Raw genomic sequence first — 24,477 nt, forward strand, 5'->3', positions numbered from 1 at the left:
CGGCGTCGCCGCCGATACTCAGCGGTCGTTTCGAACCCGTTCGTACGCTCGATTGACGCGCTTGAACGCCTCTTCGTTGCCGTCCGCTCGGTCGGGGTGGACGGTTTTTACCTTTTCGCGGTACGCCTCCTTAATCGCGTCGTCGTCGGCACCGGCGTCGAGGCCGAGGATTCTGTAGGCTTCCGCCGGACTCGGACCGGGCGAACCGTTGACCGTCGCGCGTCTGCGCTCTCCCTCGCGAGCCTCCCATCGTGCTCGTCCGCGGGTTTGCTGACGGGTCCGCCGTCGCGATTGCTCTCGAAACCCGCCGGGATTCGGCCCGAACCCGCGATTCGGGTCGTGGTACGCGGCCTCGCGCTCGACTTTCTTCTGCAGTCGTCCCGTCGCGTGATACCACAGGATGGCCGTCGTGATGGCGAACGGTATCGCGAACACCACGAGAAACAGGTTGTACCATAACCCGAGGATGGAGAGCGAGACCGTAATCCCGGCGAAGACTGCGGCAATCCCGAGCAAGAGACGCGACCTGTACACATTTTCGCTACGGGTGGATGCGTGTTAAGCCTCTCGCCGCCCGCAGACTGAAAGCCATGGACGACCAACGAGGAGACATGAGCGTCACTGGACTGTGTCAACTCTGTGAGGTCGCGGAAGCGACACACGACTGCGACCGCTGTGGTGCCCTCGTCTGTTCCGAACACTGGAACCGCGAGAACGGTCTCTGTGTCGAATGCACGGCGGAAATCGGCGGTGGCGGGGGCGGACAACGAACACCGGAGGGGCCGGGGAGCGAGGACATTCGGCCGCCGGATACGGACGACGAAACGCATCAGCTATGACGAAATCCGTTTAGAACCGACCTACCGATACTGATTCAACTGCTTTTTCAATTGCTTCGCCGCCTGCCCCGAAGCTTTGTGGAAGTCTTTACCAGCATTCTCGCCCGCGAAGATGATTCCCCGCGAGGAGTTGACCAGTCCGGCACCGTCCGCTGTAGCGTAGGTCGCCGCCGCTTCCACGTCGCCGCCCTGTGCGCCGACACCGGGAACGAGGAACGGAAGGTCGGGGACACGCTCACGTACTTCCTCCAGTTCGTCGGGCGTGGTCGCACCGACCACGAGTCCGACGTTCCCGTTGGCGTTCCACAGATCTGCGAGCGAGGCGACCCATTCGTATATCGTCTCGCCGGACGCCAATTCGAGGTCTTGGATATCCGTTCCGCCGGGGTTCGAGGTTCGACAGAGGATAAACACACCCTTGTCTTCGCGCGAGAGGAACGGGTCGAGCGAATCACGGCCCATGTAGGGGTTGACCGTGATGGCGTCGGCCATGTCGAGCAAGTTCGCGTACTTCCGCGCGGTGTTGCCGATGTCGCCACGCTTTGCGTCTAACAGCACGGGTACGCCCTTTCCATGCGCGTACGCGATGGTCTCCTTGAGGGCTGCCCAGCCATCCCCGTCCTCGTAAAACGCGACGTTCGGCTTGTACACTGCTGCGTGTTCGTGCGTCGCGTCGATGATTCGACGGTTGAACGCCCAGCGCGGCAGGTCGTATTCGTGAAGATGGTCGGGGATTCGGTCGAGGTCGGCATCGAGTCCGACAGAGACGATGCTGTCAATAGTCACAATGCGCTCCCCGAGCCGGTCGAAGAAGTTCATACTCCGAACTTTTCGTGGTGGGTCATGGATGTATCGAACTGATAAAGAGCACTCGCCCCATAGATGTATCAAATGCGCGTGAACGCTGTGGGCTTTGACCTCGATGACACGCTTGCGGTAACCGACCGACCGCGAGCGACGCTTCTCTCGGATGCGACGGACGCGGTGAGCGCCCCGTCGCTCTCGCGCGATGATTATCTCGACGCCCACAGTCGGCATCTCGCGACGGAAACACGGGAACCAATTTTCGACGACCTGCTCCCCGAAGAGAGCGACATCCCTTCGGAGCGGCTCACGGAAGCCTATCGAAACGCGATTCTCGACGCCCTCACGCCGCTCACCGGCGTTCCGAGTTTGCTCGATACGCTCCGGCAACACTACCGCGTCGGACTGCTCACAAACGGGCCGGTCGTCGCTCAGCGTGGGAAAATCGCCCAACTCGGCTGGGAACCGTACTTCAATACGACCATCGTCACGGGAGAACTCGAAGCCGGGAAGCCTGACCGACGGGCGTTCGAAGCCCTCTGTACCGAACTCGATGTTCCAGCCGAAGAAACCGTCTACGTCGGAGACGACCCCGAAATGGACATTCGAGGTGCGAGCGACACCGGAATGACGACGGTGCAGGTGTTGTATCCCGACGGCCCGGAACCGGAACCGGTTGCCGATGCGTACATCGACCGCGACGAACTCGTGTTGGGGCTTCCCGACCTGCTTTCCTCGCTTTAGTTGGCGTCGAGTCCAGCAATCAGCGCGTCAACAGCGCGTTTGACGTGCGCGCCCTGCTCGACAAAAATCAGAACTCGCGGGGGTTTGACCGCTTTCGGTCGGACGCGAAGGTTCGCTTCTCGTGCGGATTTCTCCGCAGATTCGATTCCTTCGGAGAGTTCCATCCGGATTCGGTCGGGGTGGACGAACACGCTTGCCACCTGGTCGCCGTCCCGTTCGACTTCGTACGCTAGCGCCCCGTCTTCGGTCGGTTCCACGTCTCTGTCCGCGTTCACGACGGCGAGCGAGTCGAGGGGCGGGTCTTCGCGCCCGTCGAGTTCGGAGGAGAGAAGTTGTGCGATGCGCATGCCGTCGGTGGTTCTTTCCTCGACCATATCCCGCGTTGGCGGAGGGAAGGTTTACGTCTTGAGGTCGGAGAGCGCCTCCTCGGCTTCGCTGCTCACGTCGATTCCTTTTCGCCGGGCGTAGACGACCGCCGCCGCTTCGACGGAGAGAGCCGCGCTCCGTTGTAGTTCGTTGACTTCCGCGACGGCGGTTTGCTTCGTCGTCCCGTGCGCGACGATTTTATCGAGCACTTTCTCGAAGGTCGATTGCTCCTGTAAGAGGCTTTCGTCCGGTTGGAACTCGTCCGGGATTTCGACCTCGGCCGGGTCGAACTCCGCGACGAGTTTATCGCCATCGTGCGAGAGGAGTCTCTGCCCGCTGGCGATATCGACGAGACGTTTGGCTTGGTCGGGTGAAAACCAGTCCCGGTCGAGCGACAGCGCGACGACGAACTCGCTTTCACGCATTCGTTTCCGCCCGTTTTGTTGGAACGGCGCGGCGACAGCTATCCGCAAACTCATCGTCCGGCGGAACTGGATGTGGCGGCCTAAATCTGCCGATGTCGAACCGCGAATCGAGTCATTGAAGTATTTCGTGGGCAACCTTCACGACATGAAAGACCAAGGACGCTCCACGCGAAAGCGAACTGGTGGCCGACTGAAGCCCCTCCGAAAGAAAAAGAAGCACGAACTCGGTAATCAGCCGACCGAAACACAGGTCGGCGAGCCGCGCTTCCGCACGACGGACGCCCGCGGCCGCAACACGAAGATCCGCGCGCTCACGACCGACAGCGTCAACGTGACCACGGACGGTGAAACCGTCAACGCGACGATTCAGGACGTGCTCGAAAACGGCGCGAACCCGAACTACGCCCGCCGAAACATCATCACGAAAGGTGCAATCATCGTCACGACCGAAGGCAAAGCGCGCGTGACCTCGCGTCCCGGCCAGAGCGGACAGGTCAACGCAGTGCTCGTCGACGACGAGTAATCGAACTGCCGCCTTCTTCGATTCGCTGCTTCTACGGAGAGCGACTGCGCGGGCGAAAGAAATGCTAAAATCGAGTGTTCAGGGACGCGGTGCGGCCTTTTGCAGTGCCGTTTCGGCGACGTTGCCGCCGTAGTCGGCACAGCGGGAGAGCGAGTCGACGACGAGTCCGAGCGACTGGGCTTGCTTTGGGTCTTGTTCGCGGAGCAGTTTGTCGATGGAGCGCGCGTGTTCATCGATTTCCAGAATCGATTGGCGTGCTTCGTTCGCGAGCCGGGTCGCTTCGTCGCTGTCGTCGGAGAAGAGTGCGTCCATCGCGGTATCGATGACCTCGGTCGCGTCGTCGTGCAGTTCTTCGAGGCTTCCGATGACATCTTCCGGCGGAACCGACGACATCTGAAGCGTGAGACGACCGATTTTGGCCGCGTGGTCGGCGATGCGTTCGAGTTGCCGCGCGCTGGAGTGATAGTCGAAACACACCTCGCGAGACATCCCGAGTTCCTCCGTCGCTTTCGCCGTTCGGAGTGCGGCCCGGAAGATACGGGAGACGACGTACCACAGACGGTCAACGTCTTCGTCGCGGGTGATGACATCGCGTGCGATATCCTCGTCGTTCTCCGCGAGGGCGGTGATGGCATCGTCTAACATCGAGAGCGCGATGAGCCGCATACGCGTAACGGCGTTGTGAATCGATAGCTCCGAGGAGTCGAGGAGGTCTTGAATCACGACCTTGTTGCCGGTCTCTTCGAGGACTTCGAGACCGACGAGACCCTGGGTCGCGGAGCTGATAGTGCGGCGCTGTTCGGTCGTAATGCGATTGGATTCGAGCGTGATGATGTCGAACCCGCTCACGTACATCGTCATGACCGCGCGGTTCAGCTCCTCGTCTTTGAGGTCTCGGATGTCGAGTGAGCCTTCGAGTTGGTCTCGCTCGTTTTTAGGAGTGAGCAGTAACGAGTCCGATTCCGGATAGAACTCGACGACACTTCCCGCTTCGATGCCGTTGTCGGTTGCCCACGTCTTCGGAAGCGAAACGGTGTACGTCGAACCACCAGTAACCTGTACCTTGCGCGTCTCCATGTTCATACGTGGTTTCGACCACACTATAAATCCAACTATCTCTATATACAAGAGCGGGTAGAACACTATCTGGCTCGATAATATAGCTCCAAACTATATGAGCCGCGCTCAGAGAACTATTCAGAGCAATAGTGATGAGAAATTATAGAATAAATACGCCGCATAAATCCCATCGGTTGGCCGATATCACGATTTTATGGCCAACTGGGCGGTTGAAAACTGTATCAGAAACACGTGGCCATTCGTAGAACAATAGCATACCTAGAGATATATAGAAATAATAGCAACGTATTATTACGTTCTGTTCCTCAAACCGAGTGATGTCAGGTAAGTCGTCAAGCGGCGTTTCGCGGCGTAAATTCATCGTGGGCGCAGGTGCATCGGGAGCAATCGCACTCGCGGGATGTACGAAAAACAATGCTGGCGGAGAAACCACTGATGGTGGCAACGGCGGCGGTGGCGACAACAGTGGCGACCAGAAACTGAGCGGTCAGGTCAAAATCGCAGGCAGTTCGACGGTGTTCCCACTGGCACAGGCGATGCGTGACAAGTTCATTCAGGATCACCAAAGCGTGAACATCAGCATCAAGTCCACCGGCAGTGGTGGCGGGTTCGCAAACCACTTCTGCCCGGGCAAGACAGACTTCAACAACGCCTCCCGACCGATTAAGGACGAGGAGAAGTCCACGTGTCAGAGCAACGACGTCGAACCCGTCGAACTCAAGGTTGCGACGGACGCACTCACAGTCATCGTCAGTCCGAAAAACGACTTCCTCGACTCGATGACTGTCGATGAACTCAAACAGGTTTGGCAGGGCGGTAGCAACAAGGCCACGAAATGGAGCGACATCAACTCCGACTGGCCGGACAAAGAGATGAAGCTCTACGGACCGACCGAAGCGTCCGGTACCTTCGACTACATGCACGAGGCAGTCGTCGGCGAGGACACCAAACACCGACTCGACCACCAAGCGACCGAACAAGACCGCCAAATCATCGACGGTGTCAAAGGCGACAAGTTCGCGCTGGGCTACCTCGGATTCGCGTACTACAGTGAGAGCAAGGACGAAGTGAAGGCCGTCGGAATCGACAACGGAAACGGCCCAGTCAAGCCATCGCTCGAAACGGCAAAGTCCGGCAAGTACAAGCCACTCGCCCGACCGCTGTTCACCTACCCGAAGGTTTCCGCGCTCAAGAACAAAGCGCAGGTGGCCGCCTTCGCCGAGTTCTGGATGAAGAACTCCACGAGCAAGAAAATCGTCGCCGACAACGTCGGCTACGTCCCGCTCGGAGACGACGAACAGAAAGAGCAGATGGACAAGCTCAAACAGCACATCTAGTAAACTTGTCGGACGAACTGCGAACGCGACGATAAACGAAGGCCTTTTTCGGATACGACCGGAGAACATACACAATGAGTACTGATCGAATAACACAAAACCTTACAAGACGGACTGGAAATTCGTCACGGGAGCTTTTAGCACGCCTGTTCTTTTTAACGTGCGCACTCCTGTCCATAATTACGACGGTTGGCATCGTCCTGCTACTGCTCAACGAAACGTCACGCTTTTTCAGTGAGACGGCGTGGATAGTGGGTAGTACGAAAGAGACAATCTCGATGGTTGATTTCTTCACGAAGACGACGTGGAGACCCGGTAACGGCCAGTTCGGTGTGTTGGCACCGTTGACCGGAACACTGATGGTAACTATCGGTTCTGCGGTTATCGCACTTCCGCTGGGTGTTGCGACCGCGCTCTATCTCAGCGAGTACGCGAGCGAGCGGGCACGGTCAGTACTGAAACCGGCGCTCGAGATACTCGCAGGTATTCCAACTGTCGTCTACGGGTTCTTTGCGGTCATCTACATTACGCCACTACTGGAGCCGATATTCCACCTGCAGTTCTTCAACATCATGTCCGCGTGTATCGTCGTGGGAATCATGATTATCCCGATGGTCGCCTCCGTCAGCGAGGACGCGATGAGTGCGGTGCCAGACGACCTTCGGCAAGCGGGATACGGAATGGGCGCGACGAAGTTCGACGTTTCGGTCGGTATCGTCATCCCGGCGGCCATTTCCGGCATCTTCTCGTCGTTCATTCTCGCGCTGTCGCGTGCCATCGGCGAAACGATGGCAGTGACGGTCGCCGCAGGGAACGTTGCAAACTTCCGTAACCCACTCAATCCCTTCGCGTACACGGGACCGAACATGCCGATGACGAAGGCTATCGTTGCGTCGCTAACTGGTGACTTCACCGGCGGCGGATTGGCGTACCGAAGTGCCTTCGCCGTCGGTTTCACGCTGTTCGTCGTCACACTCATAATGAACGTCGTTAGCGACCTCATCGCCGAACGGTACAGGGAGGAATACTGAGATGGCAACCGAAATTCAACGAGAGACGACCACGTTCGAGCAAGTCAGCCGGACGACCGGGCGACTGTTCAAGTATGCCCTCTTAGGGGGAACGCTCGTTGGCATCGTCGCGTTGGCGATTCTCCTTGCATACGTGGTGAACGACGCGATTCGACCACTATCCGCGGCTCCGGGGTGGTATCTCGTCTTCTTCCTGACGTTGGTCGTGCCAACCGTGGGAACCGTCAGCTATCTCAACCAACGTGACGACGCCTCGCTCTCTGTTGGTGCAACGGCGTTCGGACTCCCACTCGTCGGCGTCGTTTTCGGTGCCGGGATTTCGGCGGTGTTCATCGACGTTATTTCGCCGCTCGTGCTACTCGCGTATCTGCTCGCGTTCGCGGTTGCGATAGCGATTCCGATCGGAACGAGTTATCTCGACGTGGAAATTCCGTTCACAGCGTGGTTCGTGCTTTCCATCCTCGGATTCGTTGCGTCGTTCGCTATCGTTCCGGGATTCGTCCTCGGATTCCCATTCGTTCCGACAGACGGGATTTCCATGGGAATTTCGGTCGGCGTGATAGCCGCACTGGCCGCACGGTCGTACGTGAGTAGCCGATGGGACGGCGAGCGAACTGCCGATATCGCCGCAGTAATCTCGTTTCTTGCGTGCGTAATTGCGGCCCCTGTCGGTCAGGTTATCGGCGTCGGTGCCATTCCAACACCGATGCTCGTCGCCATGGCGGGTGTGCCGCTCGGCTTGTACGTTGCGGACATTTCCGCACATCGAACCACGGAGCGGGTTGGGCTTTCGCTCCCGATAGCCATCGTCGGGGGTGCCCTGCTCGGCGCATTCCTCGTCAAGACCATGGGATTCGCCGGTCCACAATCGTGGCTCAGTTGGCGGTTTATCACCGCACCGAGTACGAGTTCGCCTGAAAGCGCAGGATTCTATCCTGCCATCGTCGGGTCGGTGATGTTGATGTTCGTCGTCGCACTCGTCTCGTTCCCCATTGGGGTCGGTGCCGCCGTCTATCTCGAAGACTACGCACCGAACAACCGACTGACGCGAATCATCAAAATCAACGTCTCCAACTTGGCAGGGGTCCCGAGTGTCGTGTACGGCCTGCTCGGAGCGGGTCTCTTCGTCAATTATCTCGGCCCGGGCGTTCCAGTCCTTCCCCCATCCGTTGCGAGTGTCTTCGGATTGGAGCCAATATATGTCGCCGGGAGCCTGTTCGGTTCCGGTACCATCGTCGTGGGTGGTTTGGCGCTCGCGCTCCTCATCCTGCCAATCATCATCATCTCGTCGCAGGAAGCGATTCGAGCGGTTCCGGACGACATGCGACAGGCATCGTACGGGATGGGAGCAACCCAGTGGCAGACAGTCAAAAACGTCATCCTCCCGCGTGCGTTCCCCGGCATCCTGACTGGGACGATCCTCGGACTCGGACGAGCAATCGGGGAAACCGCACCGCTCTTGATGATCGGTGCGGCGGCAGTTTCCGGCCTTCCGACGACGTTCGATTCGGTCGTTGCGGCAATGCCGATGCAAATCTACGCGTGGACATCGATACTCCCCGACGACCTGTTCTACCAGCGAGTGGCACCGGCAGGAGTTATCGTGCTCCTCATCGCCATGCTGACTATGAACTCGGTTGCGATTGCACTGCGGAACAAGTTTCAGAGAGGGGAATAAACAATGAGTCAAGAGAACATGCAGAACGAGGAAGCGAGCGGAAGAGAACGAGCGGAAGAACCGTCCGACTCGATGACCGACGAGATGGTCATCGACACCGAAGTGGACTCGGGAAGCGTCAACCGCGCGGACACGCAACCAATCATCACGTCCAAGGACGTGAAGGTCTGGTACGACAACGACCAAGCGCTGCAGGGAATCGACATGGAGATTCCCGAAAACCGCGTCACCGCGATGATTGGCCCATCCGGATGTGGGAAATCCACATTTCTCCGGTGTATCAACCGGATGAACGACCTCATCGACGCAGCGCGCGTCGAGGGTAAACTCACCCTGCGCGGGAAGAATGTCTACGACAGCGACGTCGACCCCGTGGCGCTCCGCCGCCGCGTCGGCATGGTATTCCAGAAGCCGAACCCATTCCCGAAGAGCATCTACGACAACGTCGCCTACGGCCTGGACATTCAGGACAAGGACGGCGACTACGACCAAATCGTCGAGGAGTCGCTGAAGCGTGCCGCGCTCTGGGACGAGGTAAAGGATCGACTGGACGAGTCCGGTCTCGAACTCTCCGGCGGGCAACAACAGCGGCTCTGCATCGCACGTGCGATTGCGCCCGACCCGGAAGTCCTACTGATGGACGAACCCGCGAGCGCGCTCGACCCCGTCGCAACCTCGAAGGTTGAAGACCTCATCGCCGAACTCGCCGAGGATTACACCGTCGTCATCGTCACTCACAACATGCAGCAGGCGGCGCGTATCAGCGACAAAACCGCCGTCTTCCTGACGGGCGGTGAACTGGTCGAGTTCGACAACACGCAGAAAATCTTCGAGAACCCCGAACACGAGCGCGTCGAGGATTACATCACGGGCAAGTTCGGATAAGATTCATACTGACGACTCTCGAACACACTACCAACTCTCAGACACAACCTATGGCACGCAAAAGCTACCAACAACAGCTAGTGGATCTCCGAGAAAACGTCCTCTACATGAGCGAGGTCGTGATGGAGCGACTCCGTCTCGGACTCAACGCACTCGAACAGAAAGACCATGACCTCGCCCAAGAAGTCATCGAAGGCGATTACGAGGTGAACGAACTGTATCTCGGCCTCGAACAGGACTGCATCGACCTCCTCGCACTGCAACAACCGGTCGCGAGCGACCTCCGGATGATCGCTGCGTCGTTCAAAATCATCACCGACCTCGAACGAATCGGTGACCTCGCGGTGAACCTCGGCGAGTACACGCTCCAAGCGGACCACGACGTGTTCCCCGAAGTCGATATACAGGAACTCGGGAACGTCACACTCGAAATGCTGGAGACGACGATGGACGCCTACGCCGACGACAACACGGACGCCTGCTACGCCGTCGCTGACAGCGACGACGACTTGGATAAACTCTGTGAGCGTGCCAGCGCGCTCGTCGTCCGCGACCTCATCGAAACCGAACTCGAGGAGAACACCGAAACGGAAATCGAACGACTCCTCCAGGACGTTTCCCGCCTCCTGCTCACTATCCGTGACTTGGAACGCATCGGCGACCACGCGGTCAACATCGCCGCACGAACCTTCTACATGGTCGAAAACGACGACGAACTCATCTACTAGACACACCGTTTTCTGCGGTCGGGGTTCGAGACGGACGCCGCACGGCGTCCGTCTCAGCCTACCTCCCTGGGAAAATCTGCACTAAAAGCACTGCGTCACCTCCTCCGTCACTTCGAAAACTCGCGGCGTTCGTTTTCTCGCTCCGTCGAAGGTTCCATGACCTGGATAATTGGAGATTTTCCGAGGAGTGGGTTAGCCATTAGCGGTTGTGTAGTTTGTTGATTTTGAGGTTAGCCACACGAGCTACGTAGTGAGTTTCCATATCGTTGTCCCGATTGCGAATCCAGTTGTCCCAAGGATTGCGGCGGCGATGATCCCACCAGTGAACGCGATAACGATTAATTCTGGCAACTCCGGTCCCGAACCGGTCAGTCCGATACCACCGTAGTTCAGGAACACACCGACCACAGGAGCGAAAACGAGCATCCAACTGATTGCGACTCCACCGTTGGAATACGCTTGAACGACGATGAGAACGAGGAGCAAAACGGCGTATCCTTCCCACCAGAGGACATCTAGAATCGTCGGAGAGTCGAGTTCCTTGATAGCCGCGAAGAAAACCAGCGAGGATAGGAAGAGCCCTACTGCCACGATTCCCCATCGCTTCGTCAACTGTTCGTTTCTCCCGGTGAGGATGGTTTGCGTGGATGCGGAGAGCATACGCGAATAGTGACAGACACTCTATGAAACCTTTCTGTAGGCGAAGATACCGGGACACGAAAAACCTCGATATAGGAAGGGATGCAACCGATCAAAATCACCGAACCAACCACGAGAATCAACAGGTGACACAACCGCCAGCGGTCAGCAAGTGACACGACCATTAGCGGCTAGCACTCTCTGCGAGCGAGGAACGAAGTGACGAGAGAGCGGGCCAACGACTGAACGGAATTCGGCAGACTCGTCCCGCGAGTCTACCGTGACGAAGTGAACGAGAGTAAGGAAGTGCTTGCCGCTGCCCATGTGAGCAGAAACGTCTTCCGGTGCTTTTGATGAACGTTTTACAGGGAGACGGACGAAGCCAGCACGATTCGCGCTGGCTTCGTCCGTCTCCCTGTAAAACGTCTATTGGAAGCCGATCCGCCCGCCCGTCTGGCGTTGCGGGCCGGACGAGCCACCCTTGAAGTCCTGTTCGATCTCTGAATAGTAATCAAGCAGATCCTCGGTAATGGTGGCGCGCACGCTCTCCATCGCCTTGCGGAAGTGACGCATTTCGACCTCTTCGGCGTCGTCGTCCTCGCGCAGGGCCTCGATTGCGGCTTCTCGCGCGATGGATTCCAGGTCGCTGCCGACGTAGCCGTCGGTCATCTCCGCGAGTTCGCGCAGGCTCACATCGGGCGCGAGCGGCGTGTCCTCGGTGTGGATTTTGAGGATTTGCTCGCGGCCTTCCTCGTCGGGTTGGCCGATCATGACGAGGCGGTCGAAGCGACCCGAGCGAATGAGTGCCGGGTCGATCATGTCCGGGCGGTTGGTCGCGCCGATAACCATCACGTCGCCCTTCTCCTCGAGGCCGTCGAGTTCCGTGAGCAACTGATTGACCACGCGCTCGGAGACGTTGCTCCCAACCTCCTGGCTGCGACCAGGAGCGAGGCTGTCAAGTTCGTCGAAGAAGATGACCGTCGGGCTGACCTGCCGCGCTTTGCGGAAGGTCTGGCGGATAGCCTTTTCCGATTCGCCGACCCACTTCGACAGCAGTTGCGGCCCACGAACGCTGATGAAGTTGGCGTTCGTCTCGTTGGCGACGGCTTTCGCCATCAGGGTCTTCCCGGTTCCCGGCGGTCCATAGAGCAGGACACCGGACGGCGGGTCGATACCCATCCGGTCGAACTTTTCGGGCGAGGAGAGCGGCCACTCGACGCTCTCTTTGACCTGACTCTTGGGGTCTTCGAGGCCGCCGACGTCGTCCCACGAGACCTTCGGGAGTTCGACCAGCACCTCGCGCATCGCGGAGGGTTCGACCTCGTTCAGCGCACCTCTGAAGTCCTTGCGTTTGACGATCATCCGGTCGATGAGCGACGGCGGGATGGACTCCTCGTCCAAATCGATTTCGGGGAGGTAGCGCCGGAGCGCCTTCATCGCGGCCTCCTTCGTCAGGCTTTCGATGTCGGCCCCCACGAATCCGTGGGTGTCGTTCGACAGGTCGGGGAGGTTGACGTCGTCCGAAAGCGGCATTCCGCGGGTATGAATCTGGAGGATTTCGGTGCGGCCTTCCTCGTCTGGCACGCCGATTTCGATTTCGCGGTCGAAACGACCCGGGCGTCGGAGTGCCGGGTCAACCGAATCGACGCGGTTGGTCGCCGCGATGACGATGACCTGTCCGCGCGCTTCGAGACCATCCATCATCGTCAGCAGTTGGGCGACGACGCGGCGTTCGACTTCGCCGGTCACGTCCTCGCGCTTCGGTGCGATGGAGTCGAGTTCGTCGATGAAGATGATAGATGGCGACTCCTCGGCGGCGTCCTCGAAGATTTCACGCAGTTGCTGTTCGGACTCGCCGTAGTATTTCGAGATGATCTCCGGACCGGCGATCGAGAAGAAACTCGCGCTGGTTTCGTTGGCGACTGCCTTCGCCAGCAACGTTTTCCCGGTTCCGGGTGGGCCATGGAGAAGCACCCCTTGTGGCGGCTCGATGCCGAGCTTTTGGAAGATTTGTGGGTGCTTCATCGGGAGTTCGACCATCTCCCGCACGCGCTGGATTTCGTTCTGGAGACCGCCGATGTCCTCGTAGGTGATGCCACCGCCGGTCTTCTCGAAGCCCGAAATCGGCTCCTCGCGGAGTTCGACTTCGGTGTCCTCGGTGATGAGGCAGACGCCTTGCGGGTCGGTTTCGACCGCGATGAGCGGGATGGCCTGCCCGGGCGAGCGCATGAACGGATGGTTCGTGCTCGACATGACGGGCACAATATCGCGCTCGACCACGGGGCGTTTCAGAATCTGGCGCTTGACCATTCCGGCAGCGTCGCTTCCGAACTGGACGCTCGCTTCCTCGGGGGGAGCGAGCACCAGTTTGTCGGCCTTTTCAGCCTCGGCTTTGCGGATTTCGACACGTTCGCCGATTCCGACATCGGCGTTCTGGCGTGTGAAACCGTCGATACGGACTGTATCGGTGTTCCAGTCCTGTCGGTCGGCACGCCAGACTTTCGCCGCCGTCGTGTCGCCGCCTTCGATCTCGATTATGTCTCCAGGGCTCAGCTTCAGATGCAAGAGCGTATCCGGGTCGAGACGGGCGATGCCGCGTCCCGAATCGTTCGGATACGCCTTCGCAACCTCCAGTTGCACTTCGTTCATGATTGTTCAGTCACGGGGGATAGTTGTGGGTGATAGTTCGCGGGGCATAAGTCCTTTGCTACCGGGGCTTTCGGCCACGCTATCTGCCGATATCGCTGGACGGTGCCCGCGTGCGATGGTTGACACTACGGGATAGCAGTACAAAGGGATAGTGGTGCCGACACGACCGGTGGGATTTTCGCGTTCCGGAACGCCGTGGAACGTATGAGGACGCTTGCGTTCGACGGTCGAATGGGGGCCAGCGGCGATATGATTCTCGGGTCGTTGCTCGACGCCGGAGCAGACCGCGATGCACTCGCGCCAGTGGAAGACGCCCTCGTCGTGGAATATTCGGTCGAGAGAACCGTCAAAAACGGAATTTCGGCCACGCGAGTTCACGTCTTGCTGGCCGACAAAGAAGCGGCGGAAGTGGGCGAAGACGGCTACGACGAAGAACACAATCACCAGGAGGACGACCACCACAGTCACGACGAACATCAGCACGACCACTCTCACGATGAGCATTCTCATGGCCATCACCACGGAGAGGGACACGACCACAACGACCATCACGACCACAAGCATGCGGAAGGTGCTGGCCCGGTACGAACTTACCGCGAAGTGATCGACCTGCTCGAATCGATGGGACTCGACGGCGACATCGAAGCGGACGCGAAAGCCGTCTTCCGGATTCTGGGCGAGGCGGAGGCCAACGTCCACGACACCGACCTCGACTCGACACATTTCCACGAAGTCGGGGCGGACGACGCCATCGCGGACGTCGTCGGTTCCTGCCTATTGTTCGCCGACCTCGATGCAGAACGAGTCGTGACGACGCCACTCGCGACTGGCGGCGGACAGGTCGAGATGAGCCACGGAACCTACCCGATTCCGGCTCCGGCAGTGGTCGAAATCGCAACAGGGGCGAATTGGTCGCTCTCGGGCGGACCGGTTGAGGCGGAACTACTGACGCCGACCGGTGCGGCGATTCTGGCACATTTCGCCGACGGTGTGGAGACGCTTCCCAGCCTGAACGTAGAGCAATCGGGCTACGGCGCAGGTGGGTACGATTTCGACGAACATCCCAACGTCCTGCGGGTGCTTGCTGGCGAATCGCCGGACGGAGGCGGACTCATTCGCGACGACATCACCGTCCTCGAAACGAATCTGGACGACGCGCCACCGGAGGTGCTCGGCGGATTACAGGAATCCCTCGCGAGCGCAGGCGCGAGAGACGTCTCCATCCTGCCTGCGACGATGAAGAAGTCGCGTCCGGGCCACCTCGTGAAGGTCATCACGAAACCCGAAGACGCGGAGCGAGTCGCCAACAAACTCGCCGAGGAAACCGGCACGCTCGGTGTTCGCGCCTCGGGCGCACACCATCGGTGGATTGCCAGCCGGGAATTCGAGACGGTGACGCTCGAAATCGATGAATCGGAGTACGACGTAACGGTGAAGATTGCCAGCGACGAATCCGGGTCGGTGTACGACGTGAGCACCGAATTCGACGACGCCCTCGGCGTTGCACAGGAGACGGGTGTTGCGGTTCGAGAAGTGATGCGCCGGGCGGAGACCGCGATACACGAAAACCTATAACCCCCGACAAGTCGTAGATGGCGGCATGGTTCTCGTTCGCGTGCAATGCCCTTTCGATAGCTGTGACGGAATGGGTGAATTCGAAACCGACCCCGAGGGCAAAATCATCGCCCGCGAGAAGGGACATGTCGAACTCGACAAGTTCCAGAAGGTCGGCAAGCAGCTCCTTTCAGGAACCATACTGAAAGAGGAGTTCCTCCAGTGTCCGGTAGACGAAGCCCACCAGTACACCGTGCTGGTAGAACTCTGATTTTCGGAATTCGACCTTACTCTTCTCGATGCTCGGCGAGTGCTTCCTCGATAGTCAACTCGCCCGCCGCGACCCGGCGGGCGAGTTGCTCGTCGATTTCACGGTTGTCCTCGGAGTGCTCGCGAGACCGACGCTTGATGACGCCGAGTTCGCCCTGTGTCGGTTCGATGTCGCGCTCCTCCACGACTTCGCCGTCCAGTCGCGCGATGTTGACCGCCGCGAGCACGTCGCCCATGCCGCGCGCACCAGTGCCGAGAGAGGGTGTCGTGCCGGTTTCGTCCACGAGTTCGACCAGCACGTCTTCGAGTTCACGGATGAGTTGTGCGCCCTGCAAGCGCGCGCCGTCGCCGATTCGAACGACGGGGTCGATTGCGTCTTCGATCTCTTCGCGGACGACCTCCGCGGCGTCCGCGAGAGGAACGTGAAACGCCGAAACGACGAGGTCGCCCGACAGAACCGCGATTCCGGGCCGCGTTCCGGGGTCGATACCGATGATAGTTCTCCCCGATTCGCCGCGGAGAAGTGCGAGCGCTTCCTCGACCGCTTTTCTGGGCTGGTCGGGGGCTGCGACGACGACCGGAAGTTCCGTGTCGACATCGTCGTCCTTGGCTCGGATGCAGATTTGTGCACGCTCCGGAAGGTCGTCACCGGGTTCGATGGTCGTGAATTGGACGCCTCTATCGCGCAGTTCGTTCACAAGGTCGTGGTACACTTCGAAATCGGCGGTCGCAACGACGACTGTCACTACTCGCCATTGGCTGGGGTGGAACAAAATCGCCACGGTCGCGCCGAAACCGGAACTTTTTGCGTGAGAAGGGCCAAGACCGGATGTGACCGACGCCGAGAAACTGACGACCGGGTGCCCGCCCGTGGACGACCTGCTCGGGGGCGGACTGGAACGTGGAACCGTAACGCAGGTGTACGGGCCGCCCGCCGCCGGGAAGACGAACGTGGCACTGGGGGCCGCAATCGAAACTGCACGAGACGGCGGAACCGTGGTGTACATCGACAGCGAGGGACTGTCAGTCGAGCGATTCGAGCAAGTCGCCGAAGCGAGGGTGGACGATGTGGACGAAGTCGCCTCCCGCATCGTCATCAAGGAGGTTCTCGATTTCGCGGAACAGGAGGAGGCAGTCAAGGATATCTCCGAATTCGCTGAACGCGCCGACCTCGTCATCCTCGACAGTGCAACCGGGTTCTACCGACTCCAACGCGGGGAGGACACGGAGGGCGGCGAAGCACTTCGTCGGGTTGCCAGTCAGGTAACCCATCTGCTCTCGCTGGCGCGAAAGCACGACCTCGGCGTCCTCCTGACGAATCAGGTGTACACCGACCCGGATTCGGACGGTACCCGACCGCTTGGCGGACACACGCTGGAACACTGGACCGGCGTCGTCCTCCGAGTCGACCGCTTCCGTGGCGGCAATCGCCGAGCCACCCTCGAGAAACATCGGTCGAAACCCGCCGGTGGCCGCACTCAATTCCGAATCACCGATGCCGGACTGGAAGGCGTCGAAGAGACGGTGTGAACGTCGGCGTTCCGTTTCGTCTTTTCGGAACTGCTGTGACCGCGAATCGAACGGATTCACAATCGGTTCCCTTCGCCGTGATTGGGATCCTGAGCGCCGAATAGCAATTTCGTAATGTCGTCAACGGCGTATTTCGACAGCGAACCACCCAACCCTAACTGACACCCGTATCGCAAAAACGTGTTCGAGGCGAAGGCTTTTCACCCTGGTTTTTAAATGTACGCTATGGTCACCGTGCGGGCACCAGCAACGAGCGCCAACCTCGGAAGCGGATTCGACGTGTTCGGACTGGCGCTCGAACGACCCGGGGATGTGATTCGGGTCGAGCGTGCACCCAAAACGACGATAGAAGTCACCGGTGTCGGGCGGCAGTACATTCCGGAAGATCCGGTGAAAAACACCGCCGGTATCGTCGCCAAGGAACTCGATGCACCGGCGCATATCGAAATCGACAAAGGAGTCCGTCCGTCGTCCGGACTGGGGTCGTCCGCGGCGAGTGCGGCCGCCGCCGCAGTCGCGCTGAACGAACTCTACGACTGCGGACTCACGCCGACCGAACTGGTTCGTATCGCCGCAGAAGGAGAGGCCGCCGTTTCGGGCGAAGCCCACGCCGACAACGTGGCACCCGCCATTCTCGGCGGGTTTACTATCGTTACCGAAGACGACATAACCCAAGTCGATGCCTCGATTCCGGTCGTCGCCTGCCTACCCGAACTCGTCATCTCGACGCGGGATGCACGACAGGTCGTCCCGAAGTCCGTCGGAATCGACGAACTCGTTGGAACTGTCGGCAACGCTGCGACGCTCACGGCGGGGATGGTGCGAAACGACCCCGAACTCGTGGGGCAGGGATTACGAGACAACTCGCTCACGGGGGCACGAGAATCGCTTATCGACGGATTCGATTCGGTGCGGGAGTCCGCGCTCTCTGCGGGCGCAACCGGTGTCGCCGTGAGTGGGGCCGGTCCGAGCGTTCTCGCTGTCTGCCACGACGGAAAACAGGGTTCGGTAGCGAGCGCGATGCTTGACGCTTTCTTCGACGCGGGTGTCGAAGCGCGGGCCTACCAAACGTCAGTGGGCGGCGGTGCAACGATTCTGCGATAACGTCGTAACAACCACGGTGTTCCCTCAGGAAGGTGAAAATATGACGGACTTAGACCGTTGTCCCGACTGTAGCGTTACGCTCGAACCCGTCAAATTCGGGATGGCTGATGCGTGGAAACCGTACGTGAAAACGAACGAACGCCGAGAAGGACTGCTCGGCTCGCTCGGTATGAACGAGAAGAACGAAGTTCGAACACGGATGTGCCCCGAATGCGGCCGCCTGATGTTCCACGCCGAACTCGACTGACAACTGTTTCGCTAAATCCGATACAGGCGCGTCGTCCAGAATTCGTGAAACGCGTCGTCCAGTGCGTCCGCCGGGGCACCCGTCGCATCGACGGGTTTCGTTCGGTCCGCTTCCTGCCGAAACTCCGAGAGCAACGTCCGTTGGCCGACGACATACAATCGCTCAGCATCCCGATTTTCGATATCCTCCCGACAGCGTTCCAAATGCTCGTCGATTTGGGCGTCCCGTCTGCGTTCGAATCGGGCCTGTGAAAACCCGCCTTTCGAGTGGTCGCCTTTCACGTCGCTCTCGAATCCCGAAACCGACTGCCGGTCACGGCCTTTGTACTCGCCGAGGGCGAACAGGTCGGAACGGACGAGTGCCAGCGCAAAGTTCCCCTCGGGGCGGAACCATCCGGCCTCGAACTCGAACCCATCATCCCACGTGACGAACGATTCCGGTGGATTCGGCGGGACGAGTGCGGCGCTGATGAGTCCGGCGTCGTCAGTCATGACGAGACACGGGGATGCACGGGCGACAAGTGAGGCATGGTCGGCAAACCCCGAGTGGATTGCATCAGGCAGGTCGTCAGCAACCATCGCGGTCAGCGCACCTTCGGGTTCCGTCTCGACCGATTCGAGACGGGCAAGAACGGCGTCAAGTCGTTTCCCACCGAGGGTTTCGACGCCGCGAAAGTCGATGTCATCGTCGTCATCTTGTAGGCGTTCGACCCGGTCTTCGAGTGCTTCGATTCGGTCTTCGAGGCGGTTGGCTCGTTCTTCGGCGTTCTGTCGCTCGGTCGCCGCCTCCGCTCGGCGCTCCTTTTCGGCGTTCCGTTGTCGTTCGAGGTGGTGTTTTTCCTCTTCGAGTTCGTCGATTCGCTCCTTCAGCTCCGCACGCCCGAGCAGCTCGTCCAGCATCGACTCGAATGGCGTGTCCTACGGTCTTGTAGTTTGGTGTGTTGGAAAAACCGAGACGACGGATGAAAAAACGACGGACGACCGGCGTGATTACACACCTTCGCCGAGTTCGTACTGGTAGGGTGATGAGCGAATCACGGTCACATCACCGTACTGGGCCTGTCTCCCGAGTACGGTCGCGACTTCGTGCGCGCTTTCGAATCCTTCACCGTGCTCGTCCAACAGTGTGAGGATTTCACGCGCCGTGAGGGGTTCGTTAGTGCCAGTCTCCGCGATAACTGCCTGGATCTGGTCGAACGCCTGCCCCCGAACGTACATATTTCATACTAGTGATGAATCGTACTTAATCTTCAGTCAGACGTGCGTCAGACGCTACGCCGGGCGGTCGTGTGGCCCCGTAAAGTCCCGTTCTTTCCGGTACTGATCGACGAACTCGGCCACATCAAAATTGAGCATATCCGCCTCGAACTGGCTCATCGCGTCCTCGTTTTCGGCGTGGCTGACGGCGTGTTCCATCAGTTCGACGAGGAGTTCGACGACGATTTCGTGAAGTCGCCGCGAGTCGAAATCGGTGACCCATACCATTGCGTAGCCCACATCGGGATTTTCGGCAACGTCCTCGGCGATCACTTCGCTCGGGAACTCCTCCAGCACGACGCCCATGACGTGCAGGGTTCCGAACTCCCCGGCGTCGTCGGTCGTTTCGATGGTTTCGCGGAGGATATCTACGAGGAACTCCGGAACGAATCGTGAGGGCGGGTGAATATCCATCACGACTGCGTGCGAGTCGCCGCAGTCGCAGTCGTACTCGCGCATTCCCATGTCGAGCCGCTGGATGGAAACCGATTCGCCACACGGGAGGTCGAGCGTCGCACCGTTGCTTCCCGGCACGCGCGGTTCTGCCATAGCCGAAGGTTCGTCCCTTACGAGTTTAAACGACGTGATTGTCGGTTGCGCACCACTGCATCGCCATCCAACACATGACGGAACCGTAGAGGTAGCGAACAATAGCTCTCGGTTCGGACGGTTCGGAATATATTGCACTCTTAGCGAGCTACTTGGTGGTCGAAAAATTATGGGCTGATATGGCACAGGCAAGCCGGGCTCCCGGCCGACTTCAGCCGACCGACGAGCGAATCCTCCATCTGCTCGACACCGAGGGCATGCAGGTTCGCCTCGACATCGAGCAGCAGCTTTCCCTTTCCGGGCTCGTGACGGCGAGACACTGTCGCTCCCTTGCCGACCGCGGCCTCGTCCGCAACTCGAACTGGTGCTGTTACGAGATTACGGAGCACGGTCGGCAGTGTCTGCGTGCGAATTCCGTTTTGAACGTCTTACGACGAAGTTCTTGAGAAGCGGACGAATTCGTGGCTACATTTGGATTACGGAGCAACCCTCAACAACCGGTACAGGGAGTACTCTACGCTTTGTAATCACGGTCGATACGGCTCCAAAATCGCCCTCGTCAGAACCTCAAAAACTGCACCGAAATCCTACGGCCAGTCGTCGCGAACGTCCTCTTCCACCGCGTCATCGTCGTCGTCCTCGTCCGAGGCGAGCGTCCAGTCCGCGGCTTCCGCGGCGTCTTCGACGTGCAGGAACTCCCAGTCGTGTTCCTCGGCGAGCTCGCGGTCTTCGTCGGTCATCGCGACGAAGACGTGGCGGTCGGTGTCGAACTGGGCTTTGACGCTGTCGAGACTCTCGGCTTTGCCTTTCGGGCCGGAGAAGAAATCCTGCCGAATACGATTCTTTCGGGTGAAGTTCGTCACCACGTAGGTCGGTTGGTCGGAGATAACGCCGACGTACTGGGTCCAGCGCCGGGCGTCATCGAACACCGTGCCGGGACTCGCCAGTTCCTTGAGCGCCGACAGTTCGAACGCCAGCGTCATCTCTCCGTTTCCGTTCATATCTCTACATCCCGTCCTGCCGGAGAAAACGGCTTCGGTTGTTCTGCCACCGGTGGCTTACACCACGTCGATGCGGTAGTAGTCGATGAACACGACTGTCGTATCGGTGTCGATGTCGTCCGCCAACGCCCGTGTGACCGGGACGGCCATCTCTTCGCCATCGAACTCCATGAGGAGGGTCTGTGTCTCTTCCGCCAGTTCGTCGAAATGGCGGACTCGCGTCTCGGGAGCCACAGTTTCGGTTCGTCGGACGACGAGACTATTCGTACCACCGTTCGGGACAGTGTCAACACTAGTTGTCGTATTCGAAGCCATTGATATATGGTAACAATTGTCGTGGCACGTCTTAAATGTTGCGGCAATATGATGAAAAACAATGAGGATCAGCTATGAAAAAGAAATTCTGTAATATCCGACATATTTTACGAACTCGCCGTCGCTGAACTGGAGCGCGGTATTCGTATCGAGTGGTCGGTTACCTCGCTCGATCATGTTCGGGAACTCCTGTTTCGCGCTTCCCTCGAGTTCGTCATAGTGCCGGACGCAAGCGTCGTCCGGAATCGTTTCCGCCGGTTTGACTGTTATCCTTGGGTTCACGACACCACCAGATCAGAGTGGTCTTTGATAACAATTGTCGTGTTACTCCTTAAATCTTCACCTTGTGAGTAATCTCTTTCTCATATATATATATATATATATATATATATTTCGTCTCTACGGCGATTTACCTGCCGAAAAGAAGCGACTCCGGGCGAAAAAGCTGGTCGTACAGCAGAAAACAAACGACCGGCGTTACCAGCCAAAACCCGTATGTTACCGTCTGAGAGGTAACGATAGCCGCCGAGAGTATGGCCCACAGAAATGGGCTGACGATGGCACTCGCCGCGATAATCAGCGCGAACACGAATCCAGCGAGAAAGAACGCTCGCCGGAGTCTCGGCAGTTCGTATCCGTTTCGAAGCAGTGCCGTTTCAGCCCCGGAAATGAGGATGTACGAAAACAGAATCGTGATGGGCGCGAGCGCAACCTGTCGAGCGTCGGTTAGCCATGGATTCCCATCGGCGTACCAAGAAAAGACGCTCGCGGAGAGCCAACCAAACCAGACGGCAATGATTACCCGCGATGTTTTCGACGATTTTCTCACATCATCCAAAACTCGTCGGTAGATGATAATTATTCGCTTTTTTACCTGAAAGACGACTCGGAAACCGACCGCGTCGAACCTACTGTTCCGGCGGAAGCGCGAGTTTATCCGGGTCGAAATCCTTTTCGAGCAAGATTTCTTTCTGGTCTGCAACCTCGACTTCGTTCCGGATGAGGTCTTTGTACTTACCCTGCGGCGCGATGTCACCGATGAGGACGCCACCGATGAGTTTGCCGTCCTTGAACGAGAGACGCCGCCACTCGGTATCGCTGTACTTTGCCTCGCATTCGTCGTCGCCCATCGTCGGGAATCCGAAGGAGAGGAACGGGAAGTCGAAGTGGGTGATGGAGTAGGAGGACACCCAGCGGAACTCCTCTTTTTCGTCGTCTTCGGCGACCATGTTCTTACCGGCGATGGCACCCTGCTGTTTCGCACTGCCCCACGACCCGTTCTGGGCGTACTCGTCCAGAATCACGTCGTAGTAGCGCGTGATGTCACCCGCAGCGTAGATGTCTTCCACGTTGGTCTGCATGTACTGGTCGACGACGACGCCGTTGTCGGTCTTCACACCGCTCCCCTGGAGGTATTCGGTGTTGAAGTTGAGACCGATGGCAATGCCGACGAACTCGCTGTCGTACTCGTTGTCGTCCGCATCCAGCGTGGCGACCACGTTGCCGTTGTCGTCCGTCTTGAACCCGTTGACGCCGCTTTCGAGAACCGGCGTGACGCCTTTCTCTTCGAGCGCATTGTGGATGATTTCCGCACCATCGAGGCTCAGGCCGTAGCGCCACCAGCGATTACCGCGCATGATGTAGTGGGCTTCGACGTCCTGTTCGCCACAGATTGCGGCGAGGTCGATGCCGAGCAGACCGGCACCCACGACGACGCCGGTATCTGCCTGTTCCGCGTTTTCAGCGATGCGTCGGGCGTCCTGGAACGTCCAGAAGTGATGGATGCCATCGGCGTCACTGTTGTCCACCGGCAATTGGGTCGGCGTCCCGCCCGTGGCGACGAGCAGTTTGTCGTACTTGAACGTGCCACTGTCGTGAGTATGAACCTCGTGTGCATCCGCGTCGATATCCGTGACGAACGTGTTCAGTTCGAGGTCGATGTCGCGTTCTGCGTACCAGTCTTCCTCGTGGATGGAAATCGGGGCTTCGGGGAGTTTGCCTTTGGCGAACTCCTTGATGAGAATTCGGTTGTAGAGGGCTTCGCCCTCGTCGGTAATGACGGCAATGTCAGCGTCGGGTTTCGCCTCGCGGATGGTCTCCGCCGCGGAACTGCCCGCGATACCGTCGCCGATAATCACGTACGATTCGCTCATGTGGGAGAAGTTCTGCGTCAGGGTTAAAGTGGATTGCTATCTCGATATTGGTGTCAAACGCCAACACACCGATTCGAGTCGGTGAACCGCCTGCCCCTAACGAGTGTGCCGGGACGTTGAAGACGCTCGCGTTCCAACCCCCGTCCATGAAAATCCGTCAGAATGCCCGTCACTTCGCGTCGAGAAAGGCGTTGGAACTGCCCGTCGTGAGCGACGTGGTGAAATCGAAACTGGTGGACTTGCACACGAAAATCTTCCTCAAGAAGGCAGACCCCGACCACCGGGAAGAACGCAGGGAACGCCTCGACGCCTTCTTCGGCGCAACGATGGATTCCTATCTCGCGGCGCTTCAAGAGGGTGCGCCGGAGGCGGAAGCCCGCGAAATCACCCACATTCAGGCCAACTTCGATTTCTACAACCACGGCTGGACGGAGATGATGGAATTCCCCGGCGACGAACTCGAAGACCACTACGAGCGCTACGAAACGTTCTTCGAGCGGTACGGAATCACCATCGCCGACCCACTCGGCGAGTTCGAACCGGAAGAGATGCCCGAAGCGCCGTCAACCCCGGAAAAACTGGAGAATCCCGAACATCCCCACGCCGAAGGCGGTTTCGCGGACGACGTGTACGTCCAGGGCGACGACGGCAAGGTTCGAATCGGCGGACAGGATGAACCCAAGGATGTGGACATCTCGGATGCGGTCGGTGTGGACGAAAGCGAAGCGTAGGTCGATCGATTCCCGATTTTCGTGACTTCAGACAGGGTT

Annotated in this window: 31 protein-coding genes; 15 read left to right on the top strand and 16 right to left on the bottom strand. The window is 58.9% G+C overall.

The genetic code is table 11. The annotated features are described in order from the left end of the window. Positions 1 to 18: 18 nt before the first annotated feature. The gene (locus ACN2TU_RS09785; protein ID WP_435155003.1) at positions 19 to 534 is read right to left on the bottom strand and encodes a J domain-containing protein; all 516 of its coding nucleotides are present in this window, start codon (positions 532 to 534) and stop codon (positions 19 to 21) included. A gap of 77 nt (positions 535 to 611) precedes the next feature. Here ACN2TU_RS09785 and ACN2TU_RS09790 point away from each other — a divergent pair, with 77 nt between their 5' ends. After that, complete coding sequence (locus tag ACN2TU_RS09790) at positions 612 to 839, top strand: hypothetical protein (protein WP_435155004.1); 228 nt, start codon at positions 612 to 614, stop codon at positions 837 to 839. 21 nt (positions 840 to 860) lie between these two features. Here ACN2TU_RS09790 and pyrF read toward each other — a convergent pair whose 3' ends face one another. Next, entirely contained in the window at positions 861 to 1,658 is a 798-nt protein-coding gene (pyrF, locus tag ACN2TU_RS09795; RefSeq protein ID WP_435155005.1) for an orotidine-5'-phosphate decarboxylase, read from the bottom strand. Between the two features lie 72 nt (positions 1,659 to 1,730). On the opposite strand from pyrF, the gene ACN2TU_RS09800 reads away from it, so the two are divergent. Then, positions 1,731 to 2,387 (top strand): HAD family hydrolase, encoded by a 657-nt coding sequence (locus ACN2TU_RS09800; protein ID WP_435155006.1) that lies wholly within the window; start codon positions 1,731 to 1,733, stop codon positions 2,385 to 2,387. Here the strand turns inward: ACN2TU_RS09800 and ACN2TU_RS09805 are convergent. Both ACN2TU_RS09805 and ACN2TU_RS09810 read right to left on the bottom strand, forming a co-directional pair. Next, positions 2,384 to 2,761 (bottom strand): DUF7993 family protein, encoded by a 378-nt coding sequence (locus ACN2TU_RS09805; RefSeq protein ID WP_435155007.1) that lies wholly within the window; start codon positions 2,759 to 2,761, stop codon positions 2,384 to 2,386. The two genes, ACN2TU_RS09800 and ACN2TU_RS09805, sit on opposite strands and share 4 nt — an antisense overlap. Before the next feature lie 24 nt (positions 2,762 to 2,785). Further along, on the bottom strand, positions 2,786 to 3,232 hold the full coding sequence (locus tag ACN2TU_RS09810; RefSeq protein WP_435155008.1) for a DUF2240 family protein: 447 nt from the start codon (positions 3,230 to 3,232) through the stop codon (positions 2,786 to 2,788). Positions 3,233 to 3,323: 91 nt separating this feature from the next. On the opposite strand from ACN2TU_RS09810, the gene ACN2TU_RS09815 reads away from it, so the two are divergent. Continuing rightward, entirely contained in the window at positions 3,324 to 3,701 is a 378-nt protein-coding gene (locus ACN2TU_RS09815; RefSeq protein WP_435155010.1) for a 30S ribosomal protein S8e, read from the top strand. A gap of 78 nt (positions 3,702 to 3,779) precedes the next feature. Here ACN2TU_RS09815 and ACN2TU_RS09820 read toward each other — a convergent pair whose 3' ends face one another. Beyond that, positions 3,780 to 4,778 (bottom strand): PhoU domain-containing protein, encoded by a 999-nt coding sequence (locus ACN2TU_RS09820; RefSeq protein ID WP_435155011.1) that lies wholly within the window; start codon positions 4,776 to 4,778, stop codon positions 3,780 to 3,782. 320 nt (positions 4,779 to 5,098) lie between these two features. On the opposite strand from ACN2TU_RS09820, the gene ACN2TU_RS09825 reads away from it, so the two are divergent. The 5 genes from ACN2TU_RS09825 to phoU all read left to right on the top strand — a co-directional run bounded on the left by ACN2TU_RS09825 (position 5,099) and on the right by phoU (position 10,440). Next, positions 5,099 to 6,118 (top strand): PstS family phosphate ABC transporter substrate-binding protein, encoded by a 1,020-nt coding sequence (locus ACN2TU_RS09825; protein WP_435155012.1) that lies wholly within the window; start codon positions 5,099 to 5,101, stop codon positions 6,116 to 6,118. Positions 6,119 to 6,192: 74 nt separating this feature from the next. After that, complete coding sequence (gene pstC, locus ACN2TU_RS09830) at positions 6,193 to 7,149, top strand: phosphate ABC transporter permease subunit PstC (protein ID WP_435155013.1); 957 nt, start codon at positions 6,193 to 6,195, stop codon at positions 7,147 to 7,149. Position 7,150: 1 nt separating this feature from the next. Next, positions 7,151 to 8,827, top strand: coding sequence for a phosphate ABC transporter permease PstA (gene pstA, locus ACN2TU_RS09835; RefSeq protein WP_435155015.1), 1,677 nt, complete (start codon positions 7,151 to 7,153; stop codon positions 8,825 to 8,827). 84 nt (positions 8,828 to 8,911) lie between these two features. After that, positions 8,912 to 9,712: a phosphate ABC transporter ATP-binding protein PstB gene (gene pstB, locus ACN2TU_RS09840; protein WP_435156164.1), complete on the top strand. Its 801-nt coding sequence runs from the start codon at positions 8,912 to 8,914 to the stop codon at positions 9,710 to 9,712. 50 nt (positions 9,713 to 9,762) lie between these two features. After that, positions 9,763 to 10,440, top strand: a complete 678-nt coding sequence (gene phoU / locus ACN2TU_RS09845; RefSeq protein WP_435155017.1) for a phosphate signaling complex protein PhoU — start codon at positions 9,763 to 9,765, stop codon at positions 10,438 to 10,440. Between the two features lie 243 nt (positions 10,441 to 10,683). Here phoU and ACN2TU_RS09850 read toward each other — a convergent pair whose 3' ends face one another. Beyond that, positions 10,684 to 11,100 (bottom strand): hypothetical protein, encoded by a 417-nt coding sequence (locus ACN2TU_RS09850; protein WP_435155019.1) that lies wholly within the window; start codon positions 11,098 to 11,100, stop codon positions 10,684 to 10,686. Between the two features lie 405 nt (positions 11,101 to 11,505). Continuing rightward, positions 11,506 to 13,728 (bottom strand): CDC48 family AAA ATPase, encoded by a 2,223-nt coding sequence (locus ACN2TU_RS09855; protein WP_435155021.1) that lies wholly within the window; start codon positions 13,726 to 13,728, stop codon positions 11,506 to 11,508. A 204-nt stretch (positions 13,729 to 13,932) separates the two neighbouring features. Between ACN2TU_RS09855 and larC the strand changes: the two genes are divergently transcribed. After that, positions 13,933 to 15,303, top strand: coding sequence for a nickel pincer cofactor biosynthesis protein LarC (larC, locus tag ACN2TU_RS09860; protein ID WP_435155022.1), 1,371 nt, complete (start codon positions 13,933 to 13,935; stop codon positions 15,301 to 15,303). Between the two features lie 25 nt (positions 15,304 to 15,328). After that, on the top strand, positions 15,329 to 15,553 hold the full coding sequence (locus tag ACN2TU_RS09865) for a hypothetical protein (protein WP_435155024.1): 225 nt from the start codon (positions 15,329 to 15,331) through the stop codon (positions 15,551 to 15,553). A gap of 16 nt (positions 15,554 to 15,569) precedes the next feature. Here ACN2TU_RS09865 and ACN2TU_RS09870 read toward each other — a convergent pair whose 3' ends face one another. Further along, the gene (locus ACN2TU_RS09870) at positions 15,570 to 16,298 is read right to left on the bottom strand and encodes a hypothetical protein (protein WP_435155026.1); all 729 of its coding nucleotides are present in this window, start codon (positions 16,296 to 16,298) and stop codon (positions 15,570 to 15,572) included. An 85-nt stretch (positions 16,299 to 16,383) separates the two neighbouring features. Between ACN2TU_RS09870 and radB the strand changes: the two genes are divergently transcribed. The 3 genes from radB to ACN2TU_RS09885 all read left to right on the top strand — a co-directional run bounded on the left by radB (position 16,384) and on the right by ACN2TU_RS09885 (position 18,433). Next, positions 16,384 to 17,082, top strand: a complete 699-nt coding sequence (gene radB / locus ACN2TU_RS09875) for a DNA repair and recombination protein RadB (RefSeq protein WP_435155027.1) — start codon at positions 16,384 to 16,386, stop codon at positions 17,080 to 17,082. 225 nt (positions 17,083 to 17,307) lie between these two features. Then, positions 17,308 to 18,186 carry a homoserine kinase gene (locus ACN2TU_RS09880; protein ID WP_435155028.1) on the top strand — a complete coding sequence of 293 codons (879 nt, stop codon included), beginning with the start codon at positions 17,308 to 17,310 and terminating at the stop codon, positions 18,184 to 18,186. A gap of 40 nt (positions 18,187 to 18,226) precedes the next feature. After that, positions 18,227 to 18,433 carry a hypothetical protein gene (locus ACN2TU_RS09885; RefSeq protein ID WP_435155030.1) on the top strand — a complete coding sequence of 69 codons (207 nt, stop codon included), beginning with the start codon at positions 18,227 to 18,229 and terminating at the stop codon, positions 18,431 to 18,433. Between the two features lie 11 nt (positions 18,434 to 18,444). Here ACN2TU_RS09885 and ACN2TU_RS09890 read toward each other — a convergent pair whose 3' ends face one another. The 3 genes from ACN2TU_RS09890 to ACN2TU_RS09900 form a co-directional block, all read right to left on the bottom strand. After that, positions 18,445 to 19,332 carry a Vms1/Ankzf1 family peptidyl-tRNA hydrolase gene (locus ACN2TU_RS09890; RefSeq protein WP_435155031.1) on the bottom strand — a complete coding sequence of 296 codons (888 nt, stop codon included), beginning with the start codon at positions 19,330 to 19,332 and terminating at the stop codon, positions 18,445 to 18,447. 90 nt (positions 19,333 to 19,422) lie between these two features. Next, positions 19,423 to 19,650, bottom strand: coding sequence for a hypothetical protein (locus ACN2TU_RS09895; protein ID WP_435155033.1), 228 nt, complete (start codon positions 19,648 to 19,650; stop codon positions 19,423 to 19,425). Positions 19,651 to 19,704: 54 nt separating this feature from the next. Continuing rightward, on the bottom strand, positions 19,705 to 20,238 hold the full coding sequence (locus ACN2TU_RS09900; RefSeq protein ID WP_435155034.1) for a DUF5815 family protein: 534 nt from the start codon (positions 20,236 to 20,238) through the stop codon (positions 19,705 to 19,707). Positions 20,239 to 20,417: 179 nt separating this feature from the next. Between ACN2TU_RS09900 and ACN2TU_RS09905 the strand changes: the two genes are divergently transcribed. Continuing rightward, positions 20,418 to 20,684 (top strand): helix-turn-helix domain-containing protein, encoded by a 267-nt coding sequence (locus ACN2TU_RS09905; protein WP_435155035.1) that lies wholly within the window; start codon positions 20,418 to 20,420, stop codon positions 20,682 to 20,684. Between the two features lie 141 nt (positions 20,685 to 20,825). On the opposite strand, the gene ACN2TU_RS09910 is transcribed toward ACN2TU_RS09905, so the two are convergent. The 5 genes from ACN2TU_RS09910 to ACN2TU_RS09930 form a co-directional block, all read right to left on the bottom strand. Further along, positions 20,826 to 21,239, bottom strand: coding sequence for a DUF7124 domain-containing protein (locus ACN2TU_RS09910; protein WP_435155036.1), 414 nt, complete (start codon positions 21,237 to 21,239; stop codon positions 20,826 to 20,828). Between the two features lie 57 nt (positions 21,240 to 21,296). Next, positions 21,297 to 21,554, bottom strand: coding sequence for a hypothetical protein (locus ACN2TU_RS09915; protein WP_435155037.1), 258 nt, complete (start codon positions 21,552 to 21,554; stop codon positions 21,297 to 21,299). A gap of 72 nt (positions 21,555 to 21,626) precedes the next feature. Then, positions 21,627 to 21,836, bottom strand: coding sequence for a DUF7979 domain-containing protein (locus ACN2TU_RS09920; RefSeq protein ID WP_435155038.1), 210 nt, complete (start codon positions 21,834 to 21,836; stop codon positions 21,627 to 21,629). Between the two features lie 127 nt (positions 21,837 to 21,963). Next, positions 21,964 to 22,383 (bottom strand): hypothetical protein, encoded by a 420-nt coding sequence (locus tag ACN2TU_RS09925; RefSeq protein ID WP_435155039.1) that lies wholly within the window; start codon positions 22,381 to 22,383, stop codon positions 21,964 to 21,966. 79 nt (positions 22,384 to 22,462) lie between these two features. After that, entirely contained in the window at positions 22,463 to 23,707 is a 1,245-nt protein-coding gene (locus ACN2TU_RS09930; protein ID WP_435155041.1) for an NAD(P)/FAD-dependent oxidoreductase, read from the bottom strand. A 146-nt stretch (positions 23,708 to 23,853) separates the two neighbouring features. Here ACN2TU_RS09930 and ACN2TU_RS09935 point away from each other — a divergent pair, with 146 nt between their 5' ends. Beyond that, a complete protein-coding gene (locus ACN2TU_RS09935; RefSeq protein WP_435155042.1) occupies positions 23,854 to 24,438 on the top strand; it encodes a DUF6149 family protein in 585 nt (194 codons plus the stop codon). The last annotated feature ends 39 nt before the right edge of the window (positions 24,439 to 24,477 follow it).

The sequence above is a fragment of the Haladaptatus marinus genome, assembly GCF_051194195.1.